The following is a 25587-nucleotide window of genomic DNA, read 5'->3' on the forward strand; positions in this document are numbered from 1 at the left end:
AATCGTAAGTAAGAAAATCAGTCTTATGAGTCGTTCCAATCCCAAAGTTTACGAATATTCAGGATGTAGCACCTGTCGCAATGCTCTGAAATATCTGAAATCAAAAAAAGTTGATTTCCAACAAATCCCGATTCGAGAAACACCCCCGACTGTGGCTGAATTAAAAAAAGCAAAACAATACTTAGGCGATATTAAGAAACTTTTTAATACCTCTGGAAAAGATTACCGAGAGGGAAATTGGAAGGAGAAATTGGGAAATCTGTCTGAGGACCAAGTTTACAAAGAACTTTCGGCCAATGGAAATTTAGTGAAGCGGCCTTTTGTTGTGGGTGAGGGTTGGTTTTTGGTGGGATTTAAGGAAGAGGAATGGAAAGAGAAGTTGGGGTGAGCGGTACAGATGGGATTTTGGTATCCCCGCCCTGACTAGGGTGGGGAACTAGACCCGCCACCCAATGCGTTCCTTCTATCACATCTTATCGAGTATCCCAAGCGGAATCCCTACTTTCCGAAAAAAACTCCCAGAAAGTTCATATTTGTTCGCGAATTACATCCACTTCGACTTTTAGTTTATGTTTTCCACCGCCAAACAAAATCCCCTTTAAGGGAGAAACGTCTGCATAATCTCTTCCGATGGCTGTAATGATATATTCTTCCGTAATGATTTTTCCATTCGTTGGGTCAAAGTCCATCCAACCAAACATAGGACAATAAACGGAAACCCAAGCATGAGTGGCATCGCTACCTTGTAATTTTTCAGTTCCAGGAGGAGGTAACGTTTCCAAATACCCACTCACATAACGAGTTGGAATCTTTAATGAACGTAAGGCGGCAATCATTAGATGTGAAAAATCCTGACAAACACCTTTTTTTTCGTTTAAAACTTGGTCAATGGGAGTGTTGATACTCGTCGCCTTTGGATCGTATTGAAAAGTTTGGTAGATATATGTGGTCATCTCCAATGCTGCAACAAACACCGGTTTTCCATCAGTAAAAAACATTCGCGCAAATTCCGAATAAGAATCTTTTGCTGCAATAAACGAAGAAGGTAGGATGTATTCGATCGATAAAATATCTGCATCTAAAGTTGATTCATGGATAAGCGAATAAATATTTTCCCAAGGAGTGGATTTGTATAAATCAATGCCCAAGGATTGATGTGTACGTACTGTCGACTCAACTACTACTTCTAAAAAACGATGAGGATCTTCTACTGAAAATAAAAACACCTGGTTTCCAAAATAATCCCTACGAAAAGAAGAAACTACAGGTTTTGGATTCACAGTCACATGGGTCCGAAAACAATCTTGGTGTGGCGATGTCAAAGGATACATATGTGCCATATTATGACAATAGGCAACTGTATCATCATAACTATATTTGGTTTTATGAATAACCTTAAAATCAGCCATTGCCATCACCGATCCGAGTTTGTTCTTCGGTATAGTTAAAGTATCTTGATGCCAGTGCATCAGATAAATTTTTCAAATAGTTATGAAGTTCTTCTAACCAAATCGAAACAGATTCCAAAGGATTTTCCAATTCAAAGAAAATAGAAATATCTTTCATTTTAAAGTGAGTATACAATTGTAATGCGGCACGATCTTCCGAATACACAACCTTGTCATTTTTTCCAGGTAAAAATTTAATGTTAGAATTAATTTGTTCCAATTGATATGCGAATGATCTTGGATTTGTAGTATCAAATAATAGAATATCTAACACCGATTCTTGATCAATTTTTCCGCTATACCGCCTATTATATGTTAAACGAATATCATTAATTCTTAAAAAAGTTTCAAATGAGGCTTTGTCTCTAAAACTATCCCAACGAATCATACCTTGTAACATCAATATCATATTGATTGATCTTTCAATTCGGCGACCAAGGTTTAGGAAATACCAACCGGCTTCCCGACTCATATTTTCAAAAGATAAACCGGTGAGAGAAGACAAGTTTACGACAATTTTTTGTAAAAAATCGATGATTTGATCATAAGATTCAATTTGATGGTTTGATTGATCTTCAAGATGTAAAAGAATCTTTTTCATATCATCGGAAAGGCGATCCCGAACAGACTTCGAAGCCATCACCAAACTGCGTAAATGAAATGCTAAACTTCCCACAACTCCGCGATCTGAAGTTAATCGTTGTAATTCGGAAAAAGGAATTAAAAATAATTCTCCTGCATCATCGCCAAGAAATCCAGGATAACTATTGGTAACATGGGTTACGAGTTTTAATGAATTTTCTAAAGATTCTCTTTCATACCCATCTTCTACTTGCAAAATTTTATAAACTGCTTCTCGTATAACTCTGGTTTGATTTTCTGATCGTTCCAAATACCTTGCCAACCAGAATAAATTATCAGCCACACGGCTAGGGACTCCGGAACTTTTTCTGGAAATCATCACTTGGTCTGATTTTGCCACAAGTAAGGATTCTTCTTTTTGTGTTTCCGTTGCTAACACCCAAAGGTCTTTACTCCAAGCTCCTCTTTGGCTCGTAATGAAAAAATCATCCAAAGAAGGGGAAACTCTTACTAAACCGCCTGCCATCGTTTGGTAACCAGAGCCGGAGGAGGAAACAAAGGTTCGCATAATGGCTCTTCCTGGCCGAAATCCATTTTCACCTAATACAGGTACGGTGGCCGATGCAATCATTTCTTGGGCAATAAAACGATTGGGCGAAAGTTTTAGTTTTTGCAAAAAAGAATCTTTTCTTTCTCCGCTCAATTCAATAAAGGTAACTGGTTTTTCCTCATCAGTACGTGATACGGTTTTAAAAACATATTTCTCTGGATTTTGTAATACCAATTGAAAATGTTCTTTTGTTCCCATCCAATACGTGGGAGCCATTGGAAGGATTAAATCTTCCCCTAAATAAAAACGACATAGATCAGAATAGAACGGCAAAAGTGCTCGGTTTTCTAAAAATCCAGTTCCAATAGGATTGGCAATTTTAACATTTCCCGAACGAACCGATTCTAAAAGTCCTGGAACTCCTAAAAGAGAATCTCCTCTTAGCTCCAATGGATCCATAAAGTCATCATCAACGCGGCGCAAAATCAAATCGATTTGTTGTAAACCTTCTACGGTTTTCATATACACTTTATTTTTTCTGACTGTTAAATCTTCACCTTGTACGAGAGTGTAACCCAAATAACCAGCAAGATAAGCATGTTCAAAATAGGTTTCATTCGAAGGTCCAGGAGTTAAAAGTACAATGACAGGTTCACGCCCACTAACACCCGCAAGCTGAGTCAATGATTTGCGGAGAGATCGAAAATAAACCGCAACCCTATGAACCATTGCATCACGATACATACTGGGAAAAATTCGAGATAAAACAATTCGGTTTTCAAGGGAATAACCAGAACCTGAAGGAGCTTGTACCCGATCATTTAAAACATAAAAATTTCCATCTGCCGCACGAATCAAATCACAAACAAAAAATAATAAAGCAGGATTTTTAGTTAGGAAATGATTGGAATCATACATTCCATCACAAGCTCGTAAAAACGAAGATTCATTTAATAGTATTTCTGGAGGAATTTTTTTCTCGTATAACAAACGTCTTTTGGAATAAACGTCTCTCACAAGGGCGTCGAGTAAATCCGCGCGTTGGTTTAAACCTCTTTCTAAAACTCGCCACTCCTCACTTTCCATAACCAAAGGAAACAAATCCAAATCCCAGGGTCTTTCTTTTGCTTCTGGCGAGTCCGATTGGTATAAATTGTATGTAACACCATTTTCTCTAAGGATTCGATCCGTATCACGCCTACGATTGACAAGTTCTGCTGGTCCAAGTTCTTGAAACGATTTGACTAAGAACTTATATTTGTTTCGAATCTGACCTTCTGCATCATAGAGTTCGTCATAAACTCCAGGAATCGTTTTATAATTTCCAATTAAATGATAAGGATCTTGTGTCATCATCTACTTGAATGTTACCATCCTAAGATCCAACGTTGATGGGAAGGCTTTATTTTCCAATCGAATTGGTGGGAGGCTCTTTCCAATTTTATGTCCATGCGTCCAAAAACGTGAGATCCTTCTTGATTCTGCTTCATATCCATTGATAGGGATAGTTTGGTAAGACAATCCTCCTGGATGAGAAACATGATAAGTACATCCACCAAGTGCTCTATGATTCCATGTATCATAAACATCAAACACTAAGGATTGTTGTGCAGGTACTTGCGGATGTAAAGTAAAAACAGGAGACCAAGCCTTAAACCTGACACCAGCAACAAATTCATTTTGAAGTGACGTCGGTTGTAGCGGAACTTCGTACCCATTACAACTCAAACGATATCTTTCAGGATGAAATCCTTTGACTTTAACTTGAACTCGTTCTGTGGCCGAATCGACACCCCTGGAAGTTCCTTGTGCAGTGTTTTCTTCACCAAGCACATTCCAAGGCTCCAATGCCATTCGTAATTCAATTTCCATTCCATCTAAATAACAAATTCCATATTGAGGAAATCGAAATTCAAAAAAAGGATCGAAGTCTTTTGATAAAAAACCAAACCCACTATTTTGTAAATCTTGGATCACTTCTTTAAAGTCTCGGTAAACAAAGTACGGTAACATAAAACGATCATGTAACTCTGTATTCCAATTGATTGGATTTCCATAATAAGGATCTTCCCAAAAACGACAGATGATTGCCATCATAAATGCTTGTTGGACTACACTCATTTGATAATGCGGCGGCATTTCAAAAGCACGCATTTCAATCAGCCCCAAACGTCCGGTAGGCGATCCAGGATCAAAAAGTTTATCGATGGAAATTTCTGTTCGATGTGTATTTCCTGTAATATCAATTAAGATATTTCTTAATACTCGATCCAAAAGCCAAGGTGGTGTATGCCTATTGGAATCAATTTGTTGGAATGCAATTTTTAACTCGTGTAAAGAATCATTTCGTGCTTCATCAATTCGTGGTGATTGTGAGGTAGGACCAATAAACATTCCAGAGAACAAATAGGAAAGACCTGGATGATTTTGCCAATATGCCACCAAACTTCGTAAAAGCGAAGGTTTTCGTAAGAAAGGACTATCTCCAACAGAGGCCCCACCTAAAGTGATATGATTTCCACCACCGGTGCCTGAATGACGACCATCAATCAAAAATTTTTCAGCAGTCAATCGAAGTTGATACGCTTCCTCATATAACACTTGGGTTTTTTCAACAATCTCTCCGAATGAAGAAGAAGGATGAAAATTGACTTCAATCACTCCTGGATCAGGTGTGATTTTAAAACGATTGAGCCTAGGATCATGAGGAGCCTCATAACCTTCTAAAACAATAGGAATATCTGTTTCTAAAGCAGTTTGTTCAATCGCATAAATGAGCCTGAGCCAACCTTCCAATGATCGGATGGGTGGTAAAAAAACTCGAATGTTCCCATTTCTAGGTTCTACACAAAGTGCGGTTCTTGTATGAAACCCATCGATAGAATAACTAACGTTTGTTGAAAGAAACTGCGATTGGCCCAATTCCTTTGCTTTTGGTAAGTTTGGCTTGGGATTAGCCGGATCCTCAGAATAAGGATAATATTGTTTTCCACCTAACGAATGCAAAGGAAGTCTTAAACCAATCGGAGAATCTCCAGGAATCAAAAACATTTTCCCTCGGCGGAAACTCCATTCGTCCGATATCCAAGTAGACTGAAAGGAATCATAATCCAATGGAATGGTATAACCTACTTCGCGATGGATACCAGAATCGATGACTCTTAAAATACGTTCTCGTTCCATTTTATCGTAGGTATTCAAACCATCTAACATCAATTCGGTTTCAGTAGGTAAATTTGCTTCTTGCCAGAGATAATATAAATTATCTTCGTAGGCTGTATGAATGGATTTGGAAGGAATGTTTAAAAATTTTCCAAGTGCACTCACGAACCTTCTGGCATCTTCTGTTGTGGCTGAACCAGTGTAACGATCATCTGCAAGTAAATAGGGATGGTTCCAAATTGGCTCACCATCTTTACGCCAATAAGAAATCATAGCCCAACGAGGGACAGGTTCTCCTGGATACCATTTCCCTTGTCCATATTGCAAAAGTCCACCCGGGGCAAAATGTTTTCCGAGTCGTTTGATGAGCTGTTCTGATTTAGAATATTTTTCAAAACCTAGGGCATCAAAATTCCATTCCGGTGCTTCTCGATTTTCAGTGGAAACAAAAGTTGGTTCTCCACCAATCGTAAGTCGTATGTCATTTTTTCGAATTCGTTTATCAATGGAATCGCCCAATCGAATGATGCGCTCCCAATCTTCACCTTGGTAAGGTAAGGTGACTCTAGGAGTTTCTAAAATTCGTTCCACTCCCATATGAAAGGAAAACTCTGCTTTGGCTTTTTCCGCAAAACCATAAATGGGACCTGCTGATTCCGGTTCTGGTGTGGCCGCCAAAGGGATATGGCCTTCGCCAGTGAATAAACCAGAAGTTGGATCAAGACCCACCCAACCTGCTCCCGGGATATAAACTTCTGCCCAAGCATGTAGATCAGTAAAATCAGATTCTGCGCCAGATGGGCCATCTAAAGATTTTACATCAGCTTTTAATTGGATCAAATAACCAGAAACAAATCTGGCAGCAAGGCCCATATTCCTAAGAATTTGAACTAGTAAATAAGCGGAATCACGGCATGAACCCATTCTAGAGGAAAGAGTTAACTCTGGAGTTTGGATCCCAGGCTCCATTCGGATCACATAACCAACATCAGAGTATATTTTTGCATTCAATGCTACCAAAAACTCAACCGTTCTTTTCGGCGTTTTATCTATTGTTTTAAGATACGGAGCAAGTAACTTCCCTGGTTTTTTAACTTTTAAATAAGGAGTTAGTTCCTTCTTTAATACCTTATCGTATGTGAAAGGAAAATTTTCAGCATACTCCTCAACAAAAAAATCAAAGGGATTGATTACCTTTAAATCGGTGACTAAGTCAACGGCTACCTGCAAAATATTGGTTTTTTCTGGAAATACTAACCTCGCCAAATAGTTTCCAAATGGATCTTGTTGCCAGTTCAGAAATTTTTGTTCCGGTAAGATATTTAACGAATAAGAAACAATATGATTCTTTGTATGTGGGGCCGGTCGTAACCGTATCACATGAGGTGACAGTTTTATCGACTTATCATATTGATAGGTTGTGATATGGGAAAGTGCAACTCGTATACTCATAGTTAGTTTGTAAAAAATCGTTCCACAATTTTGGAACCTATATGATTGAGTTCTATCTGAATATCATCCAGGTATTCATGTAGACCTTTATCAAAAATGGATTTGATATTTTCTGATCGTAACCGATTCAAATAAACTGTAGTTGCATCTTGCGCTAAGTTCCTTGGCAAACCTTCCTTAATTCCAGATATTTTTTCCAATGCCTCTTGCATCTCTTGAATACAAAAGAAAATGGATCTGGGAAAGGTTTCATTTAAAATCAAAAACTCAGCAATATCAGTTGGATCCACGCGTTTGTATTTTTGATTGTACATCTCATGTGCAGAGGCCGATTTCAAAAGAGACAACCATTGTAATAAATCTAATGTTGAACCCACATCATGAACAGAAGGAAGTAGGATAAAATACTTCATATCGAGAATTCTTGTGGTTTTGTCGGCTCGTTCTAAAAACCTTCCAAGCAAAGAAAAATTCCATACTTCATCATGAGAGATCGTTGCATCAGAACATCCATAAAAACTTTGACAACTTTTCCGTACTGTACTCAGGAACTCAGAAAGTCCCATCGATAATGTATCCCCATGCGCTTCCGCATTTTCCAAATACACTTTACGATAATCTTTCACGAAGAGATAAAACTCATTTAACACTTCCCACATAGAAGTAGAAATGTTTTCGCGAATGGTTCGAGCATTCTCTCTGGCCCTAGATAAACATTGAAAAATAGAATTCGGATTCTCTTCATCAAAGGTCATAAACCGTATGACATTGACCGGACTTGGACTAGAATACCTTTTCTCAAATAATTCAATATCTCCTGTTGTATGTACGAGAGGCAACCATTGGTTCGGAACCTCTTCATGCAAATCCAAAGACAACTGGTGATTGACGTCAATAAACCTTGAGTAGTTTTCTGCCCTCTCAATGTATCGATTCATCCAAAAAACTGATTCTGCAACTCGGCTTAACATAAAACACCTTTATCCTAGAACCCAGGTGTCTTTTGAACCGCCTCCCTGGGATGAATTGACCACAAGTGATCCTTTACGAAGTGCAACGCGAGTTAATCCACCAGGCATTACGTATATATCCTTTCCGTACAAAATAAACGGTCTTAAATCAACGTGCCGGGATTCAATTTTATCTGCAATGAGAGTAGGAACGGTAGATAGATTTAAAACTGGTTGAGCAATGTAGTTTCTTGGATCCGCTTTGATCAGTTCTTTAAAATCCTCTTGTTCTTGTTTGCTTGCTTTAGGGCCAATGATCATTCCGTAACCACCGGCACCGTTAGCAGCTTTTACCACCAAATTATGAATATTATCCAAAACAAATTTTAAGTCGGCTTCTTCAGAACATAGATAAGTAGGAACATTAGGAATGATCGGATCTTCACCTAAGTAGTATTTAATGATCTTAGGAACGTAAGAATAAATTACTTTATCATCCGCAACACCGGTTCCTGGAGCATTGGCAAGAGCTACATTGCCTCTTTTGAAAGCCTCAAAAATTCCTTTTACACCAAGTAAAGAGTCTGGCCTGAAACTTGACTGGTCCATAAAGGTATCATCGATCCTTCGGTAAATCACATCTACCTTACGAAGGCCTTTGGTCGTTTTCATATAAACTTTATGATTTTCAACGATAAGATCGGATCCTTCTACAAGATACACACCCATCTTTTGTGCCAAAAAACTATGCTCATAATAAGCTGAATTAAACACTCCTGGAGTCCAAACGGCAATCACCGGATCAACAACATCCGTTAGATTTTCTAACATGGATCTTAGGTGGTAAGGATAATCGTATACTTGGCGGATATTTAACTTTTCAAAAAGTTCAGGAAAGGTTCGTTTCATCACTTCACGATTTTCCAATACATACGAAACGCCAGACGGACAACGCAAATTATCTTCTAACACATGAAAGGCGCCTGCACCATCTCGAACCAAATCTGTTCCGGTAATATGAATCCAAATATCTTTGGGAGGTTTGATTCCGATACACTGCTTGAGGTATCCAGAACTCGATTCAATCAATTCCCGAGGAATGATTTTATCTTTTAAAATTTTTCCTTCACCGTAAATATCTGTTAAAAATAAATTGAGAGCTTGAATTCTTTGTTTCAGTCCTTTTTCCATAGTGATCCATTCTTCACTTGGAACAATACGAGGAATCACATCAAATGGCATAATTCGTTCTTGTTCTCCACCATCACCATACAGAGTAAAGGTGATCCCAAGCGACATGAGCGCTCTCTCTGCCGAACTACTACGTTTTACAAGTTCGATCCCACCCAAACTTTCCATTTTCGTTTTTACAAAGTCGTAACTTTTGCGAGGAAAACCCTCGCTGGAAAACATCTCATCGTATATATTTTTGGCACTATAGTCGGCAATAAACATAGGGGTACCCTCTGCTTACTTAGTTAGCAATATTTGTACCAAATGGAAGAAATGACCCGAAAGGATGGATCTCCTCCCCATCAGACATAAGTTAGAAAAGAGGATCCGAATTTCTGTTTATAAATTAAGCAGAGGGAGAAGAGAAGGATTGTGAGTGTTTATAATGTGTACGAAATGACTAATTTTCGGAGGAAGTTTGCAAATCAACTTGGGAAATTTTCTTCTTTTTCTCCTGTTTTAATCGAAAAGCATAGGCTAAGGTTCGGAAAAAACTTAAAAAAGGTAAAAATTTTAATAAAAACCGATTTCCCAATTGGTAAAAATGTTCGTACCGACGTTTTTTTGGACGGAGGACCGATTGCAAAACCCGATTTGCCAGTCGGTTTCCATTCGAAAGTTTTGGTTCCATCGCAATGACCCGTGAAAATCGGAACTCTCTTCCCATCTGTCCTCGAAAGGAATCCCAAAAATAATCCAAAGCAGATTTGGAAGATCCATAAAGACCAAATCCTGGTGTGGGAACTTTTGTTAAATCAGAACTAACAACGATGATGTGGAGACCTACAGAAATTAAATTGGTTAATCGTTGTATGGTGTGAATGGGTGCTAAAGTGTTTGCATTGAATAAAATTTTTAACCTGTTCCAATCTTCTTTTTCATCTTCCGCATACGTGATCTGTTCTGAGTTTAAAATGAAAACATCAATTTTATCTAAGGTTTCAATTGCAGATTCAATCAAACGTTCCATTTGTTCGGGTTTGGATGGATCAATTTTATATTTTTGAAGATTCGGATGGTTTGGAATTTCTTCCGGATTTGAATCACCAACGACAACCAGTGCACCTTCCGCTAGCAGTAGCGGCAACAGTTCCTTTCCTAAAGGAGAGGAACCAGAAGAAAGCACTATCTTTTTGGATGAAAGTCTCATATGAGTGATTCTATGTTTGAATCAATTGAGGGATGGATCTTTTGTGTGGTCAACAAAGTATTTGTAGATTCCACCTTTGCTACGAAGGGCTTCTCTCCAAACAACTTCAGAATCGTCTTCATTAAAAACGATTGATTCATCTACCAAATCAGACACAACCCAAGACAATCTTTCAAATTCGCTTTCTAATTGGCCAGAAGACCAACCTGCATATCCTTGCAAAACACGAAATTGAATTTGATCAGAAGAAAGAACTTCAATCATTGTATCAAAACTACGTGCCATATAAATGCCCGGCACAATTTCCACACCAGGATCTTCAGTTTGTTTCCCATTATGCAGGATCGAAACGAACATATTGTCCACTGGTCCACCAGAAAACACTTGTTTGTTGGAATAAGCGGTATCTGGAAGATTTTTGATTAATGATTCCATCGTTTGGTCGGTGGGTTTGTTTAAAACCAGACCAAATGCTCCGTCATCGTCATGGTCCACCATGAGGACAACGGATTTGTGAAAAAAATCCTGAATCACACTGGAATTGGAAATGAGTAACTTTCCGCGAGTTGAATCAGGCATTTCTGTCATTATTTCTTTCCGTGAATTTCTTCCAGGATTTTATATGCCACTTCTAATGTCTTAATATCAGAATCACCCTTCACCATAGGTTCGGATTCTCCTTTGATACATTTTACGAAGTGTTCATGTTCCTGTTTGAGTGGATTGTCTTTGTGAACAAAGATTTTTTCTACAATGGATTCTTGTCTGTATTTGATTTCTCCAGTTCCGAGTTGAGTGGTTGAACTTGCTTGTCTATGTAACTCAATTTCTTGGTTGGTAAAATCTAAAAATACATAAGAATCTTTTTGAGAAATATTGAGAGTTCTAATTTTTGCTTGGGAAGCACGCGATGCATTTAGGGAAGCCACACATCCATTGGCAAAGGTAAGAACCACACTAGCCACATCTTCATGATTGGAAACAATAGAAGATCCCACTGCTTTGACTTTCGTCACTTCTGATTTGACCAAGTTTAGAACGATGTCGATATCATGGATCATCATATCCAAAACCACACCCACATCAGTGATGCGACTATTGTAAGGAGCAATCCTTCTGGATTCAATGAGAAGTGGATGTTCGGCAATTTTCCCGAGCTCTAATACCGCTCCATTGAATCTTTCGACGTGACCTACTTGCAAAATCAAATTGTTTTGTTTTGCTAAAGCCACAAGTTCTTTTGCTTCTTCCACAGTTTGTGAAATTGGTTTTTCTACCAAAACATGTTTCTTTTCGGTTAACGCCTGTTTTGCGATCTTGTGATGAAGGAAAGTTGGTGCTGCGATGACGATGGCATCCGTTTCCTTTAACAATTCTTCCACAGTTGGAAACGCTTTTGTTTTGTGTTTCTCAGCAATTTGAGTGGCACGTTCCAAGTTAGCATCAAATATTCCAATGAGTTCAGCATCAGAAAGCTGTTTCGCAACGTTTACGTGGTATTGGCCCATATGACCAGTACCGATGACTCCGAGTCGGACTTTTTTATCCATAGATGCTCTCAATCCTCCAAAAGTTCAGCGGAAAAACAACTTAGATTTTCCGCCACTGCCGACCTTTTCGCCGGACTCACGGGCAAATTCTTCCATCAGTTCTCTCTGTTTTTTAGAAAGTTTCTTAGGAATTTCGACTTTAATGATTACGTGTTGGTCCCCTTTTCCATAAGAACCAAGGTAAGGAATTCCATGTCCTTTCAATCGGAAGATTTGTCCACTCTCTGTTCCTTCTGGAATTTTTAAGTTGATGGTCTTTCCATCAATAGAAGGCACTTCAATCTCACCACCAAGACAAGCCATAGACAATGAAATCGTTTTTTGAACAATTAAATCATTCCCTTGGCGTTCAAAGGTTGGGTGTTTTTTGATATGTGTGACTACATACAAATCCCCACTTGGTCCACCGTTCGGGCCAGACTCTCCTTCACCAGAAACTTTGAGTCTGCTACCGGATTCAACACCGGCAGGAATTTTAATATGAATGGTTCGTCTTTTCTCTGTTAGGCCCTCGCCTTTACAAGTTTTACAAGGATTGGAAATGACTTTTCCTTTTCCTTTACAACGAGGGCAAGTGGTTGTTACACTAAAAAAACCTTGGGTTCTACGCACTTGGCCTGTTCCCGAACAATCAGGACAAACGGTAGGCGAAGATCCTTTTGACGCACCTGAACCGGAACAATCCACACAGGTTTCAAGTCTTGGAATTTCAATTTTATATTCTTTTCCAAGAGCGGCATCTTCTAAACTAACTTCTAAATTATAACGGAGATCCGATCCCCTTTGAGGACCGGACCTTCTTCCACCACCGCGGCTACCACCACCTCCGCCTCCGAAAAATTCACTGAAGATATCACCGAAGTCGCCAAAGATATCGGAGAAGTCTGTATAAGCTCCTGCTCCGTATCCACCACCGGCTCCAGCATTTACGCCTGCTTTGCCGTATTGATCATAGGCTGCACGTTTTTGTGCGTCACGTAACACTTCATAGGCTTCTGTAGCCTCTTTGAATTTTTCTTCCGCTTCTTTATCACCCTTATTTTTATCAGGGTGATACTTGATGGCTAACTTACGATAGGCGCTCTTGATCTCATCATCAGAGGCACCTTTCGAAACGCCTAATACTTCGTAGTAACCACGGTCGCTCATAGTTTTACTTCTTTTTCTCTATTTATTTTTTATCTTCATCAACTACGGTGTAATCCGCATCAACGACCTTTTCGCCACCAGCAGAAGATTCACTTGCACCTTGACCAGCAGCACCCGCTTGGTCAGCACCAGGAGCTCCTGCTTCCGGGCCAGCTTGTGAATAAATCTTTTGTCCAATTTGCATTGCGACTTCTTGGATGGAATCACGAGAAGCTTTCATTCTTTCCACATCACCAGATTCCATAGCTTCACGGCCGCGTTTGATTTCGTCCTGTGCTCTTTGTTTTTCTGATTCGTCGAGTTTGTCAGCAGATTCACCGATAGTTTTTTCTAATTGGTAAACAATGGCTTCCAATTCGTTTTTAGTATCAGCAGCTTCGCGAAGTTTTTTATCTTCTTCCGCATGAGCTTCTGCATCCTTAACCATCTTTTTGATTTCTTCTTCAGAGAGTCCGGAAGAAGATTCAATACGAATCTTTTGTTCTTTTCCTGTTCCTAAATCTTTCGCAGATACATGAACAATACCGTTTGCGTCGATATCAAAAGTCACTTCGATTTGAGGTACTCCTCTTGGTGCCGATGGAATTCCCACTAAGTCAAAACGACCGAGGGTTCTATTGGCACTTGCCATCTCACGTTCCCCTTGTAATACATGAACCGAAACCGTAGTTTGGCTGTCTGCCGCAGTAGAGAACACTTGTGACTTTCTTGTAGGAATGGTTGTGTTTCTTTCGATGAGTTTTGTCATCACACCACCGAGAGTTTCAATCCCAAGAGAAAGTGGAGTTACATCGAGTAACAATACATCTGTTACATCACCCGCAAGAACTCCCCCTTGGATCGCAGCACCAACGGCTACCACTTCATCCGGGTTTACAGATTTGTTTGGTTCTTTACCAAAAATTTCTTTTACAAGAGCTTGCACCGCAGGGATACGAATCGATCCACCCACAAGGATGACTTCATCAATTTCACTAGCAGAAAGACCTGCATCTTTTAATGCATTGATACATGGAATACGAGTTCTTTCTACAAGAGATCTTGTGATTTCATCAAACTTTGCTTTAGTGAGAGTCATATCCAAATGTTTTGGACCAGAAGCATCCGCTGTGATGAATGGAAGGTTGATTTGAGTGGAAGATGTTCCAGACAACTCGATTTTAGCTTTTTCGGCAGCTTCTTTCAATCGTTGTACTGTGTTTTTATCTCCAGAAATATCAATTCCAGTTTGTTTTTTGAATTCATCGATCATCCACTGCATAACTACGTTATCAAAGTCGTCACCACCAAGATGAGTGTCCCCATTTGTGGATTTTACTTCAAAAACTCCGTCACCAAGTTCTAGGATAGAAACGTCAAAAGTTCCACCACCTAAGTCGTATACGGCGATCTTTGCGCTAGTTTTTTTCTTATCAAAACCATAAGCAAGAGCTGCTGCAGTTGGTTCATTGATGATACGTTCTACTTCGAGACCAGCAATGCGACCTGCGTCTTTTGTTGCTTGTCTTTGTTCGTCATTGAAGTAAGCAGGAACAGTTACTACTGCTTTTTTTACTTCATGGCCAAGAAAGTCTTCCGCAGTTTTCTTCATTTTTTGAAGAACACGTGCTGCAATTTCTTGTGGAGTGAATTCACCAGAAACGGTTTCAAATTTCACACCATCATTTCCAGCACGGATCACTTTGTAAGATACCATCTTGGATTCGTCACCAGCTTCGTTAAAACGACGACCGATAAAACGTTTCGCAGAACGGATTGTGTTTACTGCATTCGTAATTGCCTGGTTCTTTGCGAACTGGCCCACAATGGTTTCACCCTTTGCGGTAAAGGCAACAATCGAAGGAGTGGTTCTTGCCCCTTCTGAGTTTTGAATGACAACAGGATCTCCACCTTCCATAACCGCCACACAAGAGTTAGTGGTTCCTAAATCGATACCTATAATTTTTTCCTTAGACATAGTCTTCTCCTTCTTACTAATATTAACTTTGTGGTTTTCCCACTTTCACACGTGCAGGGCGAATGGATTGTTTGTTCTCACCTTCTTCATGGTAATAACCAGCTTGGTAAGTTTCCACAACCGTCTCCTCCGAAAACTCTGCACTTTCCTCAGAAGCAATTGCTTCCATAAGCATAGGATCAAACGGCATTCCTTTCGGATCTAAACGTTTGATTCCTTCTTTTTCCAATACGGAATAAAATTCCTTTTGAACCATCTTGATTCCTTCTACGAAAGCTACCACTTCCGGAGTTTGGTTAGGAACATTGGATACTCGTTCCAAGTTGTCCAGAGCTCCTGTGAGTCCTTCCGCGAACTTTTTGATGGATTCCTTTCTTGCATTTAACAAGTCGTTTGCGGTTCTACGTTTGTAGTTTTGAAACTCCGCACGTTCTCTTAACCAAGAATCTTTTAAAGTTTCGATTTCCTTTTTGGCGTTATCGAGTTCTTTTTCAGCACCCTCTACCGCTTGTTCAATGGCTTCATCCGTAATGGCCTGCCCTTCTTCGACTGACACATTTTGTTCATCAACGGATCCGTTTGTTTCTTCTGCCATTTTTCCTCCTACTATCTACTCAATTTCGTAATCATTTCTGAAACTAACTTTGAAGTGAATTCAATCAAAGGTAATGCTTTGTTGTAATTCATCCTCTGAGGACCAATGATTCCCATGGAACCAATCCTCTTTTCTCCCATTCGGTAATTGGTTGTAATGATGGTAACACCACCTAACTTCTCATTACCGTCTTTTCCGATAATGGTATAAACTCCATCCATCGGAACATAATCGCTAAAAAACTCTTTGAGGAACTGTTTTTCATCAAACAGATGCAGGATGTTTTCTAATTGTTCCTCTTCATCCTTAAAGTTTTCGTATAAATTTTTTAATCCATCGATATACAAGTTATCAACGGACAAACTGTCCGATCCCATTGCTCTCGCAATTGATGGAGCAAATTGGGAAAATCCTTCTGGACCTTCCTTTTTCATCATCATCTGAGGGATCAGATTACTTTGAATTTCATGAACATCAAAACCTTTGACGTTATCATTCAAATACCTTGAAATTTGGTACAAGGTTTCTTGTGAGATATGGTAATCGAAAAATATATTTCGATTGAGCACCGTACCTGACCGCATCACAAGAATCATAAGAACTTCTCCACCATTTACATGGATGAGTTCAATATGTTTGAGTGTATCCAGTGACCCTTCTGGGCCAAGAACCACACTCGCTGATTGCGAAAGGGAGGCCAAAACTTTGGATGTGGCAATGAGAACTTGGTCCAAACGAAATTGCATCCGAAGATACTCTTCCTGGATCCTTTGTTTTTCACGCATGGTTAGCTCAAACAAAGTCACCAAACTATCCACATACAACCGGTAACCCCGTTCTGTCGGAACTCGCCCACCTGAAGTATGCCTTGCCACGATGAAACCCATCTCCTCCAGTTCCGCCAAACAAGAGCGGATGGTGGCAGGGGAAACACCGATATCGTATTTTTCAGAAAGGGTTTTGGATCCGACCGGTTTGTTATCCGATACAAATTCCTCAACCAAGGCTTTTAAAATAGATCGATGTCTAGGGGATAGATCCATATCCTTCTGGCACTTCCTTTAGCACTCTGATGATTAGAGTGCTAAACTATGCTTAAAGTTTATGGATTTGGGATTTTTTCGTCAAGCAGGAAGAAGACTAGAGCCTGGAATTTTAGCAGAGTTTATTAGGATCTGCTAAAATTATGTCACACAGGGTAAACTTGGATCTGGTTACGACCGTGGTTCTTGGCTTGGTAGAGGGCAATGTCAGCCAATTTCAAAATCTCTTCTGGCTTTTGGATGGGATGCACCTTGGTGTACCCAATGCTCAGAGTGATGTTGAGATAATAGTTATCAAAGATGAAAAAACGGTGGTTTTCTACCGATTCCCGCAGGCGGTCAAGGACTATGGTTGCCCCTTCTGTAGTTGTGTCGGGGAGGATACAACCAAACTCTTCTCCCCCAATCCTTCCTACAGTGTCTTCTTCCCTAAGGCAATCCAGAAAGATATTGGCCATTTTTTTGAGAACCAAATCCCCGATATCGTGCCCGTAGGTATCGTTGATGACTTTGAAATGATCGATGTCGAGAACAGCGAGTACGGATTCCCGGTTGCGGCGTTTGACCGTGGCGACGGTTTTTTGCAAACTTTCCGAAAAGGAACGACGATTTGGCAACATGGTGAGTTCATCCATATAAGCCAAACGTTTCAAACTATTGATGAGAACATTCTTTTGTTCTTCTAGACGCCTACGTTCGCGAACATCTCGAATGATGGCAGCATAGAACATTTGGGTTTCGTTGCGAATGGTAAAGGCCCGAATCTCCACAGGGATGGTACCTTTTGGTTTGGTGACAAGTTCCAACTCTTTTAAAAATCCAGCAATATAATGCGAATCTTTGGAACTAACAAATGTTTCGATCGTGTTTTGTTCCCCCTTTTCATTCGGAGGAAAGAGAAAAGAAAAAGTTTTTTCTTCTAATTCTTCTTTGGAATAACCAGTTAACGATTGTAATGCTAAATTGCTAAATAGTATTTTATTATTCGTATCTAAAACGACAATTGCATCGATTGATTGAGAAACAATTTCTCTAACAAACACATCCGTATTAATCTCATTCATTTCCCCAAATTTCCCCATAACCTTTTTCGCTTCGGAATGAATCCCGCCACTTGTGGATATGACGAAAATTAATCTCGGGTTTGTTCGACCGAGAATCCTTTTTCGGCAAATCCTTCATTGGTTTTGGATTCAGACCTTGATACCAATAGGCAACAGCGATTAAATCTAAGGTCAAGGAATTTGCATGCCCATGCTCTAATAAGAATAGGAAATTTTTTTCAAAACGAATGGGGGATTCCACCCAAAACCGATACAAATGAGTTCTGCCTAACCAACCAACAGAATCAGATACTCGTGGATATCCGAAATAAGGATGCATAAAGATTTCTTTCGGTGACCAAGCTGTGTTAAAAACATCTTCCGTTCCTGTTCCCTTTAGATTGGCTTCTGTTTGATTCCCATCAATGAAAATCAAATCATCTCCTTCTCCATACCAAAGTGGAGTGGGCGAATCTACATACAAATTGAGACCAACAAACTGGCCTTTGCCTTCAGTTTCGAGAACCGAGAAGTAATTTTCTTTTTTAAAAACGGTTTTTTCTGTTTCTCCAAGAAGTCCCCATTCGTTTTCTTTCCCATTGGTTGTGTTCGATTTTGTAACGTTTCGACTCCATTGTGCATGGAAACGTAAATTAGAATTTAAAGGTTCTTTCCATTCTTCATAATCAATATAAAAATAAAAATTACTAATATCTTCCTCAGATTCATTTTCAATTTCTATCCTTGCCCCCGATTCAAACGGCATTGGGAAGTAGGAATTCATTGACTTTCCTTTTTTGGGTGCTGCTACAAGTGGCGCCGAATTCATGATGTATTCTTCGCCCCAACCTTGTCCAAAAAATTCACCTAACGGAACTTCTACGGAAGCATGTGGATGATTGTCCCAATAGATACGAATCACTGCATTTTTTCTGGCCATTGGATCTTTACTGGCAAGTGTCATCCAAATATGTTTGATCACTCCCCTAGATTTAATTTCAGCAATGGTAACTGTTTTTTTCTTTGTAATTTTAATAAAATCATCGTTTCCATTTGTGGGGTCTGCACTCGATACTCTTTGGTTACGATAGGATTTCTCTTTCCAAAGAGAAGACTCCCATCCATCAGCAAACAAAGGATAAGCGGAAAGGTAAAAAATTCCAAAAAAGAGAATCATTATTTTTTTATTTGTGAAACCAAACAAGTTTGGATTCAAAACAATTGGAATTTGAAAATTACGAATGTGCATAAAACAAGATCTCAATTTAATTTATTATTTGAAGTTTTAAAATTTAATTCTATTTTCCCTATGGCCTTAGCCAGTTCTTGTATTAGTTTTCCCGCGATTCACTAATATCAAAAAAATCCCTGCCTGTACAACTGATTGCAAAAAGATTTCGAAAACTACATATAAATGAATGGAAATGGATACCTCTGGAATCAAAAACACCATTCCTTCCAAACTTCCAACAGCAGGAGAGATGGCAGCAAAACCTCCAAGCATGGTCCTCATCCAAATCAATACAAACATCTGTTTGCCGAAACTTTGAGTTCGAAACCAATCCCAAATTAGAATTACAAAACTCACCATTAAGATGGCTTGCAAAATAAGTGCCGGAAACAACCAAAACATCGCTCTTGACCAAGCCGCACCATCACTTGCCGTAATGAGAAACAATGGGAATACAGCGTTTTCTCCCTCATAATATTCTTTCATTACTAACTGAAAATAAGGGACTGATACCAATAGATAAGCGGAAAGATGGCTGAAAATAAACTGAATTGTGATTTTAATCTTCGGATTCATGTTAAAGTTGTCCAATAAGGTAGGAAACCCATCTTAACATGATGAAATCAGAACTCAAGGCAAAACTGCAACGGACATTTCCAAAAGCCAAAACAGTTGCTTCCGGTCGATTGTTCACACGCCAGTTGAGTAATCTTGTCGACGAGTCCATTCGAACTCTTTTCAACGAGGTATCGGCTGGAATCCCATTAAAAGACCATCTTTGTCTCATTGCAGTGGGTGGATATGGTCGCAGGGAACTTGCTCCCTACTCCGACATTGACATCCTTTATCTTCACGATGGAAAATTATCTGAAAAAATCCTCGGTGAAATTATTTCAAAAATTAATACATTCTTATACAACAATGAAAAGGAAGTAGGACATTCTTGTCGTACGATCAAAGAATCATTTTTGTATCTAGACCAAATCGAAACCTTTCATGCAGTTCTTGATTCCCGATTTCTTGTAGGTTCAGAGATCCTATTTCAAAAATACAAATCAGAATTTTTAGCAAAAATCCCAGAGAAAACCATCAAAGTTTTTAATGAATGGAAACTCTCTTATCTTAGAGAAAGAATCATCAATTCTTATAATCCAATTTTACTTTCTGAACCTAATATCAAAACAGATCCATTAGGACTTCGTGATATCCAACATATGTATTGGATTGAAAAAACCAATCCTCTGGCGGATTCAGCTGATGGTGGCATTTTTGATTTTTATTTGATAGGTGATAGTTTAACTCTATTGTCTGCTTATGATTTTTTGCTATTAACAAGGTCTGCACTTCATATCATCAGTGGCCGAAAAAATGATAGGCTGGATTTAGGACTCCAACCTGAAGTTGCTGAGTTTTTAGGATTTGGTGCAAGAAACGAAATCAAAACTCTCGAAGCATTTATGAGCCAATTTTACAAAGCACAAAAGGATGTGTATTTTTATATTGGAACTTATTTAGACGAAAAAACCAATTTCAACAAAAAACGAATTCAAAAAGAACTTTCCAATCCTGACAGTTTGTATGATGACATCATTCAATTTTTTGCAGAGTCACAAAGTAACCAAGAAGAACCTTCTCGTATCGATTTAAATCAAATTCGATTCGCATCACACTTCTTAGATGATGATTTCAAAAATCAAAAATCTGTTTTGGATACTTTCCTTGAAATGTTACGAAAAAAAAATCGAATTGGACATACGCTCACTTTGATGCATGAATGTAATATACTCGGAAAACTCATTCCTGAATTTGGAGCCTGTACAAACTTTCCTCTATTCAGTTACCACCACCAATACACTGTCGATGAACATACACTTTTGATCTTAAGAGAGCTGGACGTTCTCATTGCTGACTTATGGGAAGATAGACAGGTTCAAGATGTATTCAACGTTTGTGAAAAAATTGAAATTTTGGCACTGGCCATTCTCATCCATGATGCGGGAAAAGTAAAAGAAGGAGACCATAGCCAATATGGTGCGGAGCTTGCTCTCATCATTGCAGAACGTTTCCGGTTGTCAGAAGAGGATACCGAGCTCTTACGTTTCCTTGTCGCCGAACATATTGTAATGTCTGAGTTATCTTCCAAACGAGACATTTACGATCCAAAACTCATTTCTTCCTTCGCAAAACAATTTTCTAATGAAAACACTCTTAGACTTTTATATGTTCTTACCATCATTGATACAAAATCAGTGGGCCAAGGGATTCTCACCAATTGGAAAAAAGAAATTTTACATTTCCTCTTTACTTCCACACTCACTTATCTACAAAAAAAAGAAAATCTAACTGACACCCAAGAACGGATCGAAACCACTTTAGAAACTTATTTAATCGAAAAAGAAGGTCTTAACGCAGAAGAAGCGGAACGAATTGTAACCTTTGGAATGAAAATTAGACCTTCTTCCTATCTAAATTACAATACTCCTAGACGTGTTTTCCAACACTTCAGTTTACTTTATGAATGGCAAAACTCTGGATTACCTTTTCGTATGATTACCGAAAGAGAACCTGCTTTTGTAACTTTATCTCTTTTTGCAAAACCCGATAAACAAATGTTACTTTATCTTTCAGGAACTATATCCTCATTAGGACTTAGTTTGGTGGGATTAAGACTCTTTCGAACAGAAGAAGACCAACTCATCTTACAGGCACAAATTACGGACGAATATGGTAGCGGCGAAATTGCTGAACAACAAATTGCCGATATTGAATCTACTTTAACCGAATGTATCGAAGGAAAAACCAATATCGAAGATTTAGCATCCACTACCAATATTTGGAAAACCCTTCCACAAATTCCCGATGGAATGGTGGAAGAACTAGTAAAATTTGCTAATGATATTTCTGAGTCTTATTCCGTTTTAGAAGTTAGAGTTCCTGATTCCATTGGTCTTGTGTATCGAATTCTTAAAACATTACTCGACTTTGAATTAGAAGTCATTTTTGTTAGGATCTCAACCAGTGCGGATTTTGCTTATGACTCATTCCACATTCAAACTAAAAATGGTAGAAAAATTGAAGATACAGGATTACTCTTAGCAATCAAAGAAAGAATCCTTTCGGTGGCAAGAGTCAAAGAAAACCAAGGAATCATGGAGATTAATTTTTAATATGGCATGGTGGAAAGAAGCAGTCATCTATCAAATTTATCCACGTAGTTTCCAAGATTCCAATGGCGATGGAATTGGAGATTTAGAAGGAATCATTCAACGATTGGATTATCTTGCAGGATCCAAGGATTCTCTTGGTATTGATGCCATTTGGTTATCTCCTGTATGCCCTTCTCCAATGTTTGATTTTGGTTATGATATTTCTGATTATGAAGAAATTGATCCTGTTTATGGTGACACTCAAACCTTCAAACGGTTGTTAAAAGAAGCTCACAAACGTGGAATTCGGATCATCATGGACCTTGTTGTCAATCATACTTCTCATCTGCATCCTTGGTTTATTGAATCCAGATCTTCCGTCAATAGTCCCAAAAGAGATTGGTACATCTGGAAAGAACCAAAACACAATGGTCCACCAAATAATTGGTTAGGTGCTTTTGGTGGTTCTGGATGGGAATATGACAAACGAACTGGAGAATATTATTTCCATTCCTTTTTAAAAGAACAACCAGATCTCAATTGGCGAAACCCCGATGTAGAAGATGCTATATTTAAAATGATGAAGTATTGGTTGGATATGGGAGTCGACGGATTCCGATTGGATGTAGTCAACTTATATGTGAAAGATGAATTCTTAAGAAACAATGCCTCATATTTTATGAAAGGGCCAAGACCATACGACAAACAAGTCCATGCTTACGATCGTGATCGTCCCGAAATGCATGGAATTCTTCGTCGGATGCGTAAACTTTTGGATTCGTATTCCGAAAAACGTATGTTTGTTGGTGAGATCATGCAAGATTTTCCAGGAAACGTTCTCCTACCAGCAACATACTGTGGCCGTAATGACGAATTACACTTAGCATTTAATTTTATGTTTCTTTTCTCTCCTTGGAAAGCAGAACGATTCTATCAAATTGTAAAAGATTTTGAATCTGCACTTGGAGAAGACAATTGGCCAAACTACACCTTATCCAATCATGATTTTCCACGACATATCACAAGATATGAAAAAGGAACCGACACAATCGCAAGAGCCCAGTTGGCCGCCTGTATGATGTTAACTCTTCGAGGAACACCTTTTCTTTATTATGGCGAAGAAATTGGAATGAAACGCCAAAAAGTTCCTTACAATAAAATCCAAGACCCAGTAGGAAAACGTTATTGGCCTTTCCATCCTGGTCGCGATCCAGAACGAATTCCTATGCCTTGGGATGGAACCAACACAACTGGTTTTACGACAGGTAAACCATGGTTGCCATTGTATGAGGATGCGCAAACACTCAATGTAGAATCTCAAAAAGAAGATCCCAATTCGCTGTTTTATACTTATAAAAAACTAATCCAATTACGGAAAGATAGAAAGTCTTTAAGAAAAGGAAAGTTAAAAATTTTTCTAAGTCCCGATAAACAGGCGCTCTATTACAGGAGAAGAGATGGTAAAGAAGAGACATATATATTTTTGAACTTTTCTTCAAAGCCCGTCAATGTATCTTACCCGCGAAAATGGATTCTAGGTGAAATTCTATTTAGTTCTGCAAATCGATCTTCCTCTTTTGAATTAGAAAAAGAGTTGGACCTCGGTGGTTTAGTTTTGTTCCCAAATGAAGCTGTAATTTTTGCGAAATAAAAATTTTTTTTTAATAACAAAGCGAACAAATTCTCTTCTAATATTTGGAACAAATTTAGAATTGTTTTAATCTGTTGACAATTCTCCTTTCGGGAATTGCCTGGCAGTAGATGGTTCGGGGAATGAAAAAAACTGTCATGAGTAGATTAGCAATCATACTATTCTCACTTATATTCATCAGTACTAACACTGAAGGATACCCGGCTAGTTTTACTTCTAACGTTCAAACAAAATCATATAATCCATCGAGTTTATATGATTTAAACTGTGTTGTTAACAGTATCTCTGAACCAAGCGAAGAAGAAGCAAAGTTAGATTTTATTCACCAGAATCAAATTCATTCTGCTTTATCTTCTTACTTCCCACTCCCCATTGATTTTTTCTCAGAAATGATTGTTTTCGGTTCTCTAGAACCTGTTTCAATTGAAAGTCTAGAAAAGCCAAAGAACCGCGCTCCTCCCGTCCATTCCATCTAACATCTTTTCACTTTAATGGCAGCATACCTATGCAGCCTGATGATCTTAGATCAAAATCATTTTTTGTAACATTACGTTTGCAAAGTGAGGACACCATGGAATTTCATTTTGAGCATATGAGCTCGCAATTTCGCAAATTTTCTATATTTTTCATTAGTATATTCTTATTAAATTTTATTCTAGTAAACTGTCATTCCGGCAACCACGAAGAAAAAAATTCCTTAACAGCTGCTTATCCTTGGAAACAAGATGTAACGATAGAAAAAAATTATGTAGCTCAGGTAAAAGCTATTCAACGCATTGAAGTAAGGGCTTTTGAAAAAGGTTACTTAACCAACATCTATATGGATGAAGGAAAAGTTGTCAAAAAAGGACAAAAACTATTTCAAGTAATGCCTATGCTTGTGAATGCACAATATGAAAAAGCAAAAGCTGAGTATGAATCAACTTCCATCGAGTATGAAAATACAGAAAAACTTTTTAAGGAAAACGTGGTTTCGCAAACGGAGTTATCATTAATTAAAGCTAGATTGAAAAAAAATAAAGCAACGATGGATTTAGCACAAATTCATCTCAATTTAGCAACTGTCACTGCTCCTTTTACTGGAATTACCGACCGTTTTCAAGTCCGTCTGGGAAGTTTGGTAGAAGAAGGAACACTTTTAACAACGATCTCTGATATCTCTAAACTTTGGGTCTACTTTAATGTATCCGAGAAAGATTATCTAAATTTTACAAGTGATAGGAAATCAGGTGATAAACCATTAAAAGTAAAATTCTTAATGGCGAATAACCAACTTTTCAAATACGAAGGTGTCGCTGATACTATCGAAGGAGAATTCGATAGCGAAACAGGAACAATACCATTTCGAGCCACATTCCCAAACCCAGATCGACTTTTGCGCCACGGTGAAACTGGTAATGTAGTAGTTCATGAAAAATTAAATGACGCATTGATCATTCCTCAAAAAGCAACCTTTGAAGTTTTGGACAAACACTATGTTTATATAGTAAATCTTAAAGGTAAAATCAAAGCCACTGAGATCAAAATCGCAAATGAAATACCTCATTTATTCGTAGTGGATTCAGGAATAACAGAGAACGATATCATTCTTTTAGAAGGACTAGGAAAAGTTCATGATGATGATGTAATTAAATACAAAGTGGAATCTCGTGAAAAAATTCTGAAAAGTTTTGATTTAGCTGCACATTAGGAGAA

At 38.5% G+C, this 25587-nt stretch carries 20 protein-coding genes; 5 read left to right on the plus strand and 15 right to left on the minus strand.

The window, feature by feature from the left end; genetic code table 11:
• Nucleotides 1–25: 25 nt before the first annotated feature.
• The gene (locus tag EHR01_RS14210) at nucleotides 26–388 is read left to right on the plus strand and encodes a Spx/MgsR family RNA polymerase-binding regulatory protein (RefSeq protein ID WP_135695578.1); all 363 of its coding nucleotides are present in this window, start codon (nucleotides 26–28) and stop codon (nucleotides 386–388) included.
• A 139-nt stretch (nucleotides 389–527) separates the two neighbouring features.
• Here the strand turns inward: EHR01_RS14210 and EHR01_RS14215 are convergent, their stop codons facing one another.
• From EHR01_RS14215 to EHR01_RS14285, 15 genes are all read right to left on the minus strand, one after another.
• On the minus strand, nucleotides 528–1409 hold the full coding sequence (locus tag EHR01_RS14215) for a transglutaminase family protein (RefSeq protein ID WP_135697363.1): 882 nt from the start codon (nucleotides 1407–1409) through the stop codon (nucleotides 528–530).
• On the minus strand, nucleotides 1402–3936 hold the full coding sequence (locus tag EHR01_RS14220) for a circularly permuted type 2 ATP-grasp protein (protein WP_135695580.1): 2535 nt from the start codon (nucleotides 3934–3936) through the stop codon (nucleotides 1402–1404). The genes EHR01_RS14215 and EHR01_RS14220 overlap by 8 nt, the downstream gene beginning before the upstream one ends.
• Nucleotides 3937–7194, minus strand: a complete 3258-nt coding sequence (locus EHR01_RS14225; protein ID WP_135695582.1) for a transglutaminase family protein — start codon at nucleotides 7192–7194, stop codon at nucleotides 3937–3939.
• Between the two features lie 2 nt (nucleotides 7195–7196).
• Nucleotides 7197–8165 (minus strand): alpha-E domain-containing protein, encoded by a 969-nt coding sequence (locus EHR01_RS14230; protein WP_135695584.1) that lies wholly within the window; start codon nucleotides 8163–8165, stop codon nucleotides 7197–7199.
• 9 nt (nucleotides 8166–8174) lie between these two features.
• Entirely contained in the window at nucleotides 8175–9599 is a 1425-nt protein-coding gene (locus EHR01_RS14235; RefSeq protein WP_135695586.1) for a circularly permuted type 2 ATP-grasp protein, read from the minus strand.
• Nucleotides 9600–9777: 178 nt separating this feature from the next.
• The gene (locus tag EHR01_RS14240) at nucleotides 9778–10527 is read right to left on the minus strand and encodes an SDR family NAD(P)-dependent oxidoreductase (protein WP_135695588.1); all 750 of its coding nucleotides are present in this window, start codon (nucleotides 10525–10527) and stop codon (nucleotides 9778–9780) included.
• A 21-nt stretch (nucleotides 10528–10548) separates the two neighbouring features.
• Nucleotides 10549–11106, minus strand: a complete 558-nt coding sequence (locus EHR01_RS14245) for a YqgE/AlgH family protein (RefSeq protein WP_208721787.1) — start codon at nucleotides 11104–11106, stop codon at nucleotides 10549–10551.
• An 8-nt stretch (nucleotides 11107–11114) separates the two neighbouring features.
• On the minus strand, nucleotides 11115–12077 hold the full coding sequence (locus EHR01_RS14250) for a Gfo/Idh/MocA family protein (RefSeq protein WP_135695592.1): 963 nt from the start codon (nucleotides 12075–12077) through the stop codon (nucleotides 11115–11117).
• 24 nt (nucleotides 12078–12101) lie between these two features.
• Complete coding sequence (gene dnaJ / locus EHR01_RS14255; RefSeq protein WP_135695594.1) at nucleotides 12102–13226, minus strand: molecular chaperone DnaJ; 1125 nt, start codon at nucleotides 13224–13226, stop codon at nucleotides 12102–12104.
• 22 nt (nucleotides 13227–13248) lie between these two features.
• On the minus strand, nucleotides 13249–15183 hold the full coding sequence (dnaK, locus tag EHR01_RS14260) for a molecular chaperone DnaK (RefSeq protein ID WP_135572886.1): 1935 nt from the start codon (nucleotides 15181–15183) through the stop codon (nucleotides 13249–13251).
• A gap of 22 nt (nucleotides 15184–15205) precedes the next feature.
• A complete protein-coding gene (grpE, locus tag EHR01_RS14265; RefSeq protein WP_135695596.1) occupies nucleotides 15206–15778 on the minus strand; it encodes a nucleotide exchange factor GrpE in 573 nt (190 codons plus the stop codon).
• Between the two features lie 11 nt (nucleotides 15779–15789).
• On the minus strand, nucleotides 15790–16821 hold the full coding sequence (hrcA, locus tag EHR01_RS14270) for a heat-inducible transcriptional repressor HrcA (protein WP_100743742.1): 1032 nt from the start codon (nucleotides 16819–16821) through the stop codon (nucleotides 15790–15792).
• Nucleotides 16822–16967: 146 nt separating this feature from the next.
• The gene (locus EHR01_RS14275; RefSeq protein ID WP_135695598.1) at nucleotides 16968–17885 is read right to left on the minus strand and encodes a sensor domain-containing diguanylate cyclase; all 918 of its coding nucleotides are present in this window, start codon (nucleotides 17883–17885) and stop codon (nucleotides 16968–16970) included.
• The gene (locus EHR01_RS14280; protein ID WP_341867000.1) at nucleotides 17878–19041 is read right to left on the minus strand and encodes a glycoside hydrolase family 172 protein; all 1164 of its coding nucleotides are present in this window, start codon (nucleotides 19039–19041) and stop codon (nucleotides 17878–17880) included. The genes EHR01_RS14275 and EHR01_RS14280 overlap by 8 nt, the downstream gene beginning before the upstream one ends.
• Before the next feature lie 138 nt (nucleotides 19042–19179).
• Nucleotides 19180–19671 carry a hypothetical protein gene (locus EHR01_RS14285; protein ID WP_135695601.1) on the minus strand — a complete coding sequence of 164 codons (492 nt, stop codon included), beginning with the start codon at nucleotides 19669–19671 and terminating at the stop codon, nucleotides 19180–19182.
• Between the two features lie 38 nt (nucleotides 19672–19709).
• Between EHR01_RS14285 and EHR01_RS14290 the strand changes: the two genes are divergently transcribed.
• From EHR01_RS14290 to EHR01_RS14305, 4 genes are all read left to right on the plus strand, one after another.
• A complete protein-coding gene (locus EHR01_RS14290) occupies nucleotides 19710–22262 on the plus strand; it encodes a [protein-PII] uridylyltransferase family protein (protein ID WP_135695603.1) in 2553 nt (850 codons plus the stop codon).
• A gap of 1 nt (nucleotide 22263) precedes the next feature.
• Entirely contained in the window at nucleotides 22264–23892 is a 1629-nt protein-coding gene (locus EHR01_RS14295; protein ID WP_135695605.1) for an alpha-glucosidase, read from the plus strand.
• Nucleotides 23893–24029: 137 nt separating this feature from the next.
• On the plus strand, nucleotides 24030–24368 hold the full coding sequence (locus tag EHR01_RS14300) for a hypothetical protein (protein WP_135695607.1): 339 nt from the start codon (nucleotides 24030–24032) through the stop codon (nucleotides 24366–24368).
• Nucleotides 24369–24397: 29 nt separating this feature from the next.
• Nucleotides 24398–25582 (plus strand): efflux RND transporter periplasmic adaptor subunit, encoded by a 1185-nt coding sequence (locus EHR01_RS14305; RefSeq protein WP_244310127.1) that lies wholly within the window; start codon nucleotides 24398–24400, stop codon nucleotides 25580–25582.
• The last annotated feature ends 5 nt before the right edge of the window (nucleotides 25583–25587 follow it).

The sequence above is a fragment of the Leptospira mtsangambouensis genome (assembly GCF_004770475.1).
Classification (GTDB): Bacteria; Spirochaetota; Leptospiria; order Leptospirales; family Leptospiraceae; genus Leptospira_A; species Leptospira_A mtsangambouensis.

What these genes read in the sequence shown, in the direction of transcription:
- EHR01_RS14210 (WP_135695578.1), top strand. Translation starts at nt 26, where the DNA reads ATGAGTCGTTCCAATCCCAAAGTTTACGAATATTCAGGATGTAGCACC.
- EHR01_RS14215 (WP_135697363.1), bottom strand. Translation starts at nt 1,409, where the DNA reads ATGGCTGATTTTAAGGTTATTCATAAAACCAAATATAGTTATGATGAT.
- EHR01_RS14220 (WP_135695580.1), bottom strand. Translation starts at nt 3,936, where the DNA reads ATGATGACACAAGATCCTTATCATTTAATTGGAAATTATAAAACGATT.
- EHR01_RS14225 (WP_135695582.1), bottom strand. Translation starts at nt 7,194, where the DNA reads ATGAGTATACGAGTTGCACTTTCCCATATCACAACCTATCAATATGAT.
- EHR01_RS14230 (WP_135695584.1), bottom strand. Translation starts at nt 8,165, where the DNA reads ATGTTAAGCCGAGTTGCAGAATCAGTTTTTTGGATGAATCGATACATT.
- EHR01_RS14235 (WP_135695586.1), bottom strand. Translation starts at nt 9,599, where the DNA reads ATGTTTATTGCCGACTATAGTGCCAAAAATATATACGATGAGATGTTT.
- EHR01_RS14240 (WP_135695588.1), bottom strand. Translation starts at nt 10,527, where the DNA reads ATGAGACTTTCATCCAAAAAGATAGTGCTTTCTTCTGGTTCCTCTCCT.
- EHR01_RS14245 (WP_208721787.1), bottom strand. Translation starts at nt 11,106, where the DNA reads ATGCCTGATTCAACTCGCGGAAAGTTACTCATTTCCAATTCCAGTGTG.
- EHR01_RS14250 (WP_135695592.1), bottom strand. Translation starts at nt 12,077, where the DNA reads ATGGATAAAAAAGTCCGACTCGGAGTCATCGGTACTGGTCATATGGGC.
- dnaJ (WP_135695594.1), bottom strand. Translation starts at nt 13,226, where the DNA reads ATGAGCGACCGTGGTTACTACGAAGTATTAGGCGTTTCGAAAGGTGCC.
- dnaK (WP_135572886.1), bottom strand. Translation starts at nt 15,183, where the DNA reads ATGTCTAAGGAAAAAATTATAGGTATCGATTTAGGAACCACTAACTCT.
- grpE (WP_135695596.1), bottom strand. Translation starts at nt 15,778, where the DNA reads ATGGCAGAAGAAACAAACGGATCCGTTGATGAACAAAATGTGTCAGTC.
- hrcA (WP_100743742.1), bottom strand. Translation starts at nt 16,821, where the DNA reads ATGGATCTATCCCCTAGACATCGATCTATTTTAAAAGCCTTGGTTGAG.
- EHR01_RS14275 (WP_135695598.1), bottom strand. Translation starts at nt 17,885, where the DNA reads ATGAATGAGATTAATACGGATGTGTTTGTTAGAGAAATTGTTTCTCAA.
- EHR01_RS14280 (WP_341867000.1), bottom strand. Translation starts at nt 19,041, where the DNA reads ATGATTCTCTTTTTTGGAATTTTTTACCTTTCCGCTTATCCTTTGTTT.
- EHR01_RS14285 (WP_135695601.1), bottom strand. Translation starts at nt 19,671, where the DNA reads ATGAATCCGAAGATTAAAATCACAATTCAGTTTATTTTCAGCCATCTT.
- EHR01_RS14290 (WP_135695603.1), top strand. Translation starts at nt 19,710, where the DNA reads ATGATGAAATCAGAACTCAAGGCAAAACTGCAACGGACATTTCCAAAA.
- EHR01_RS14295 (WP_135695605.1), top strand. Translation starts at nt 22,264, where the DNA reads ATGGCATGGTGGAAAGAAGCAGTCATCTATCAAATTTATCCACGTAGT.
- EHR01_RS14300 (WP_135695607.1), top strand. Translation starts at nt 24,030, where the DNA reads ATGAGTAGATTAGCAATCATACTATTCTCACTTATATTCATCAGTACT.
- EHR01_RS14305 (WP_244310127.1), top strand. Translation starts at nt 24,398, where the DNA reads ATGCAGCCTGATGATCTTAGATCAAAATCATTTTTTGTAACATTACGT.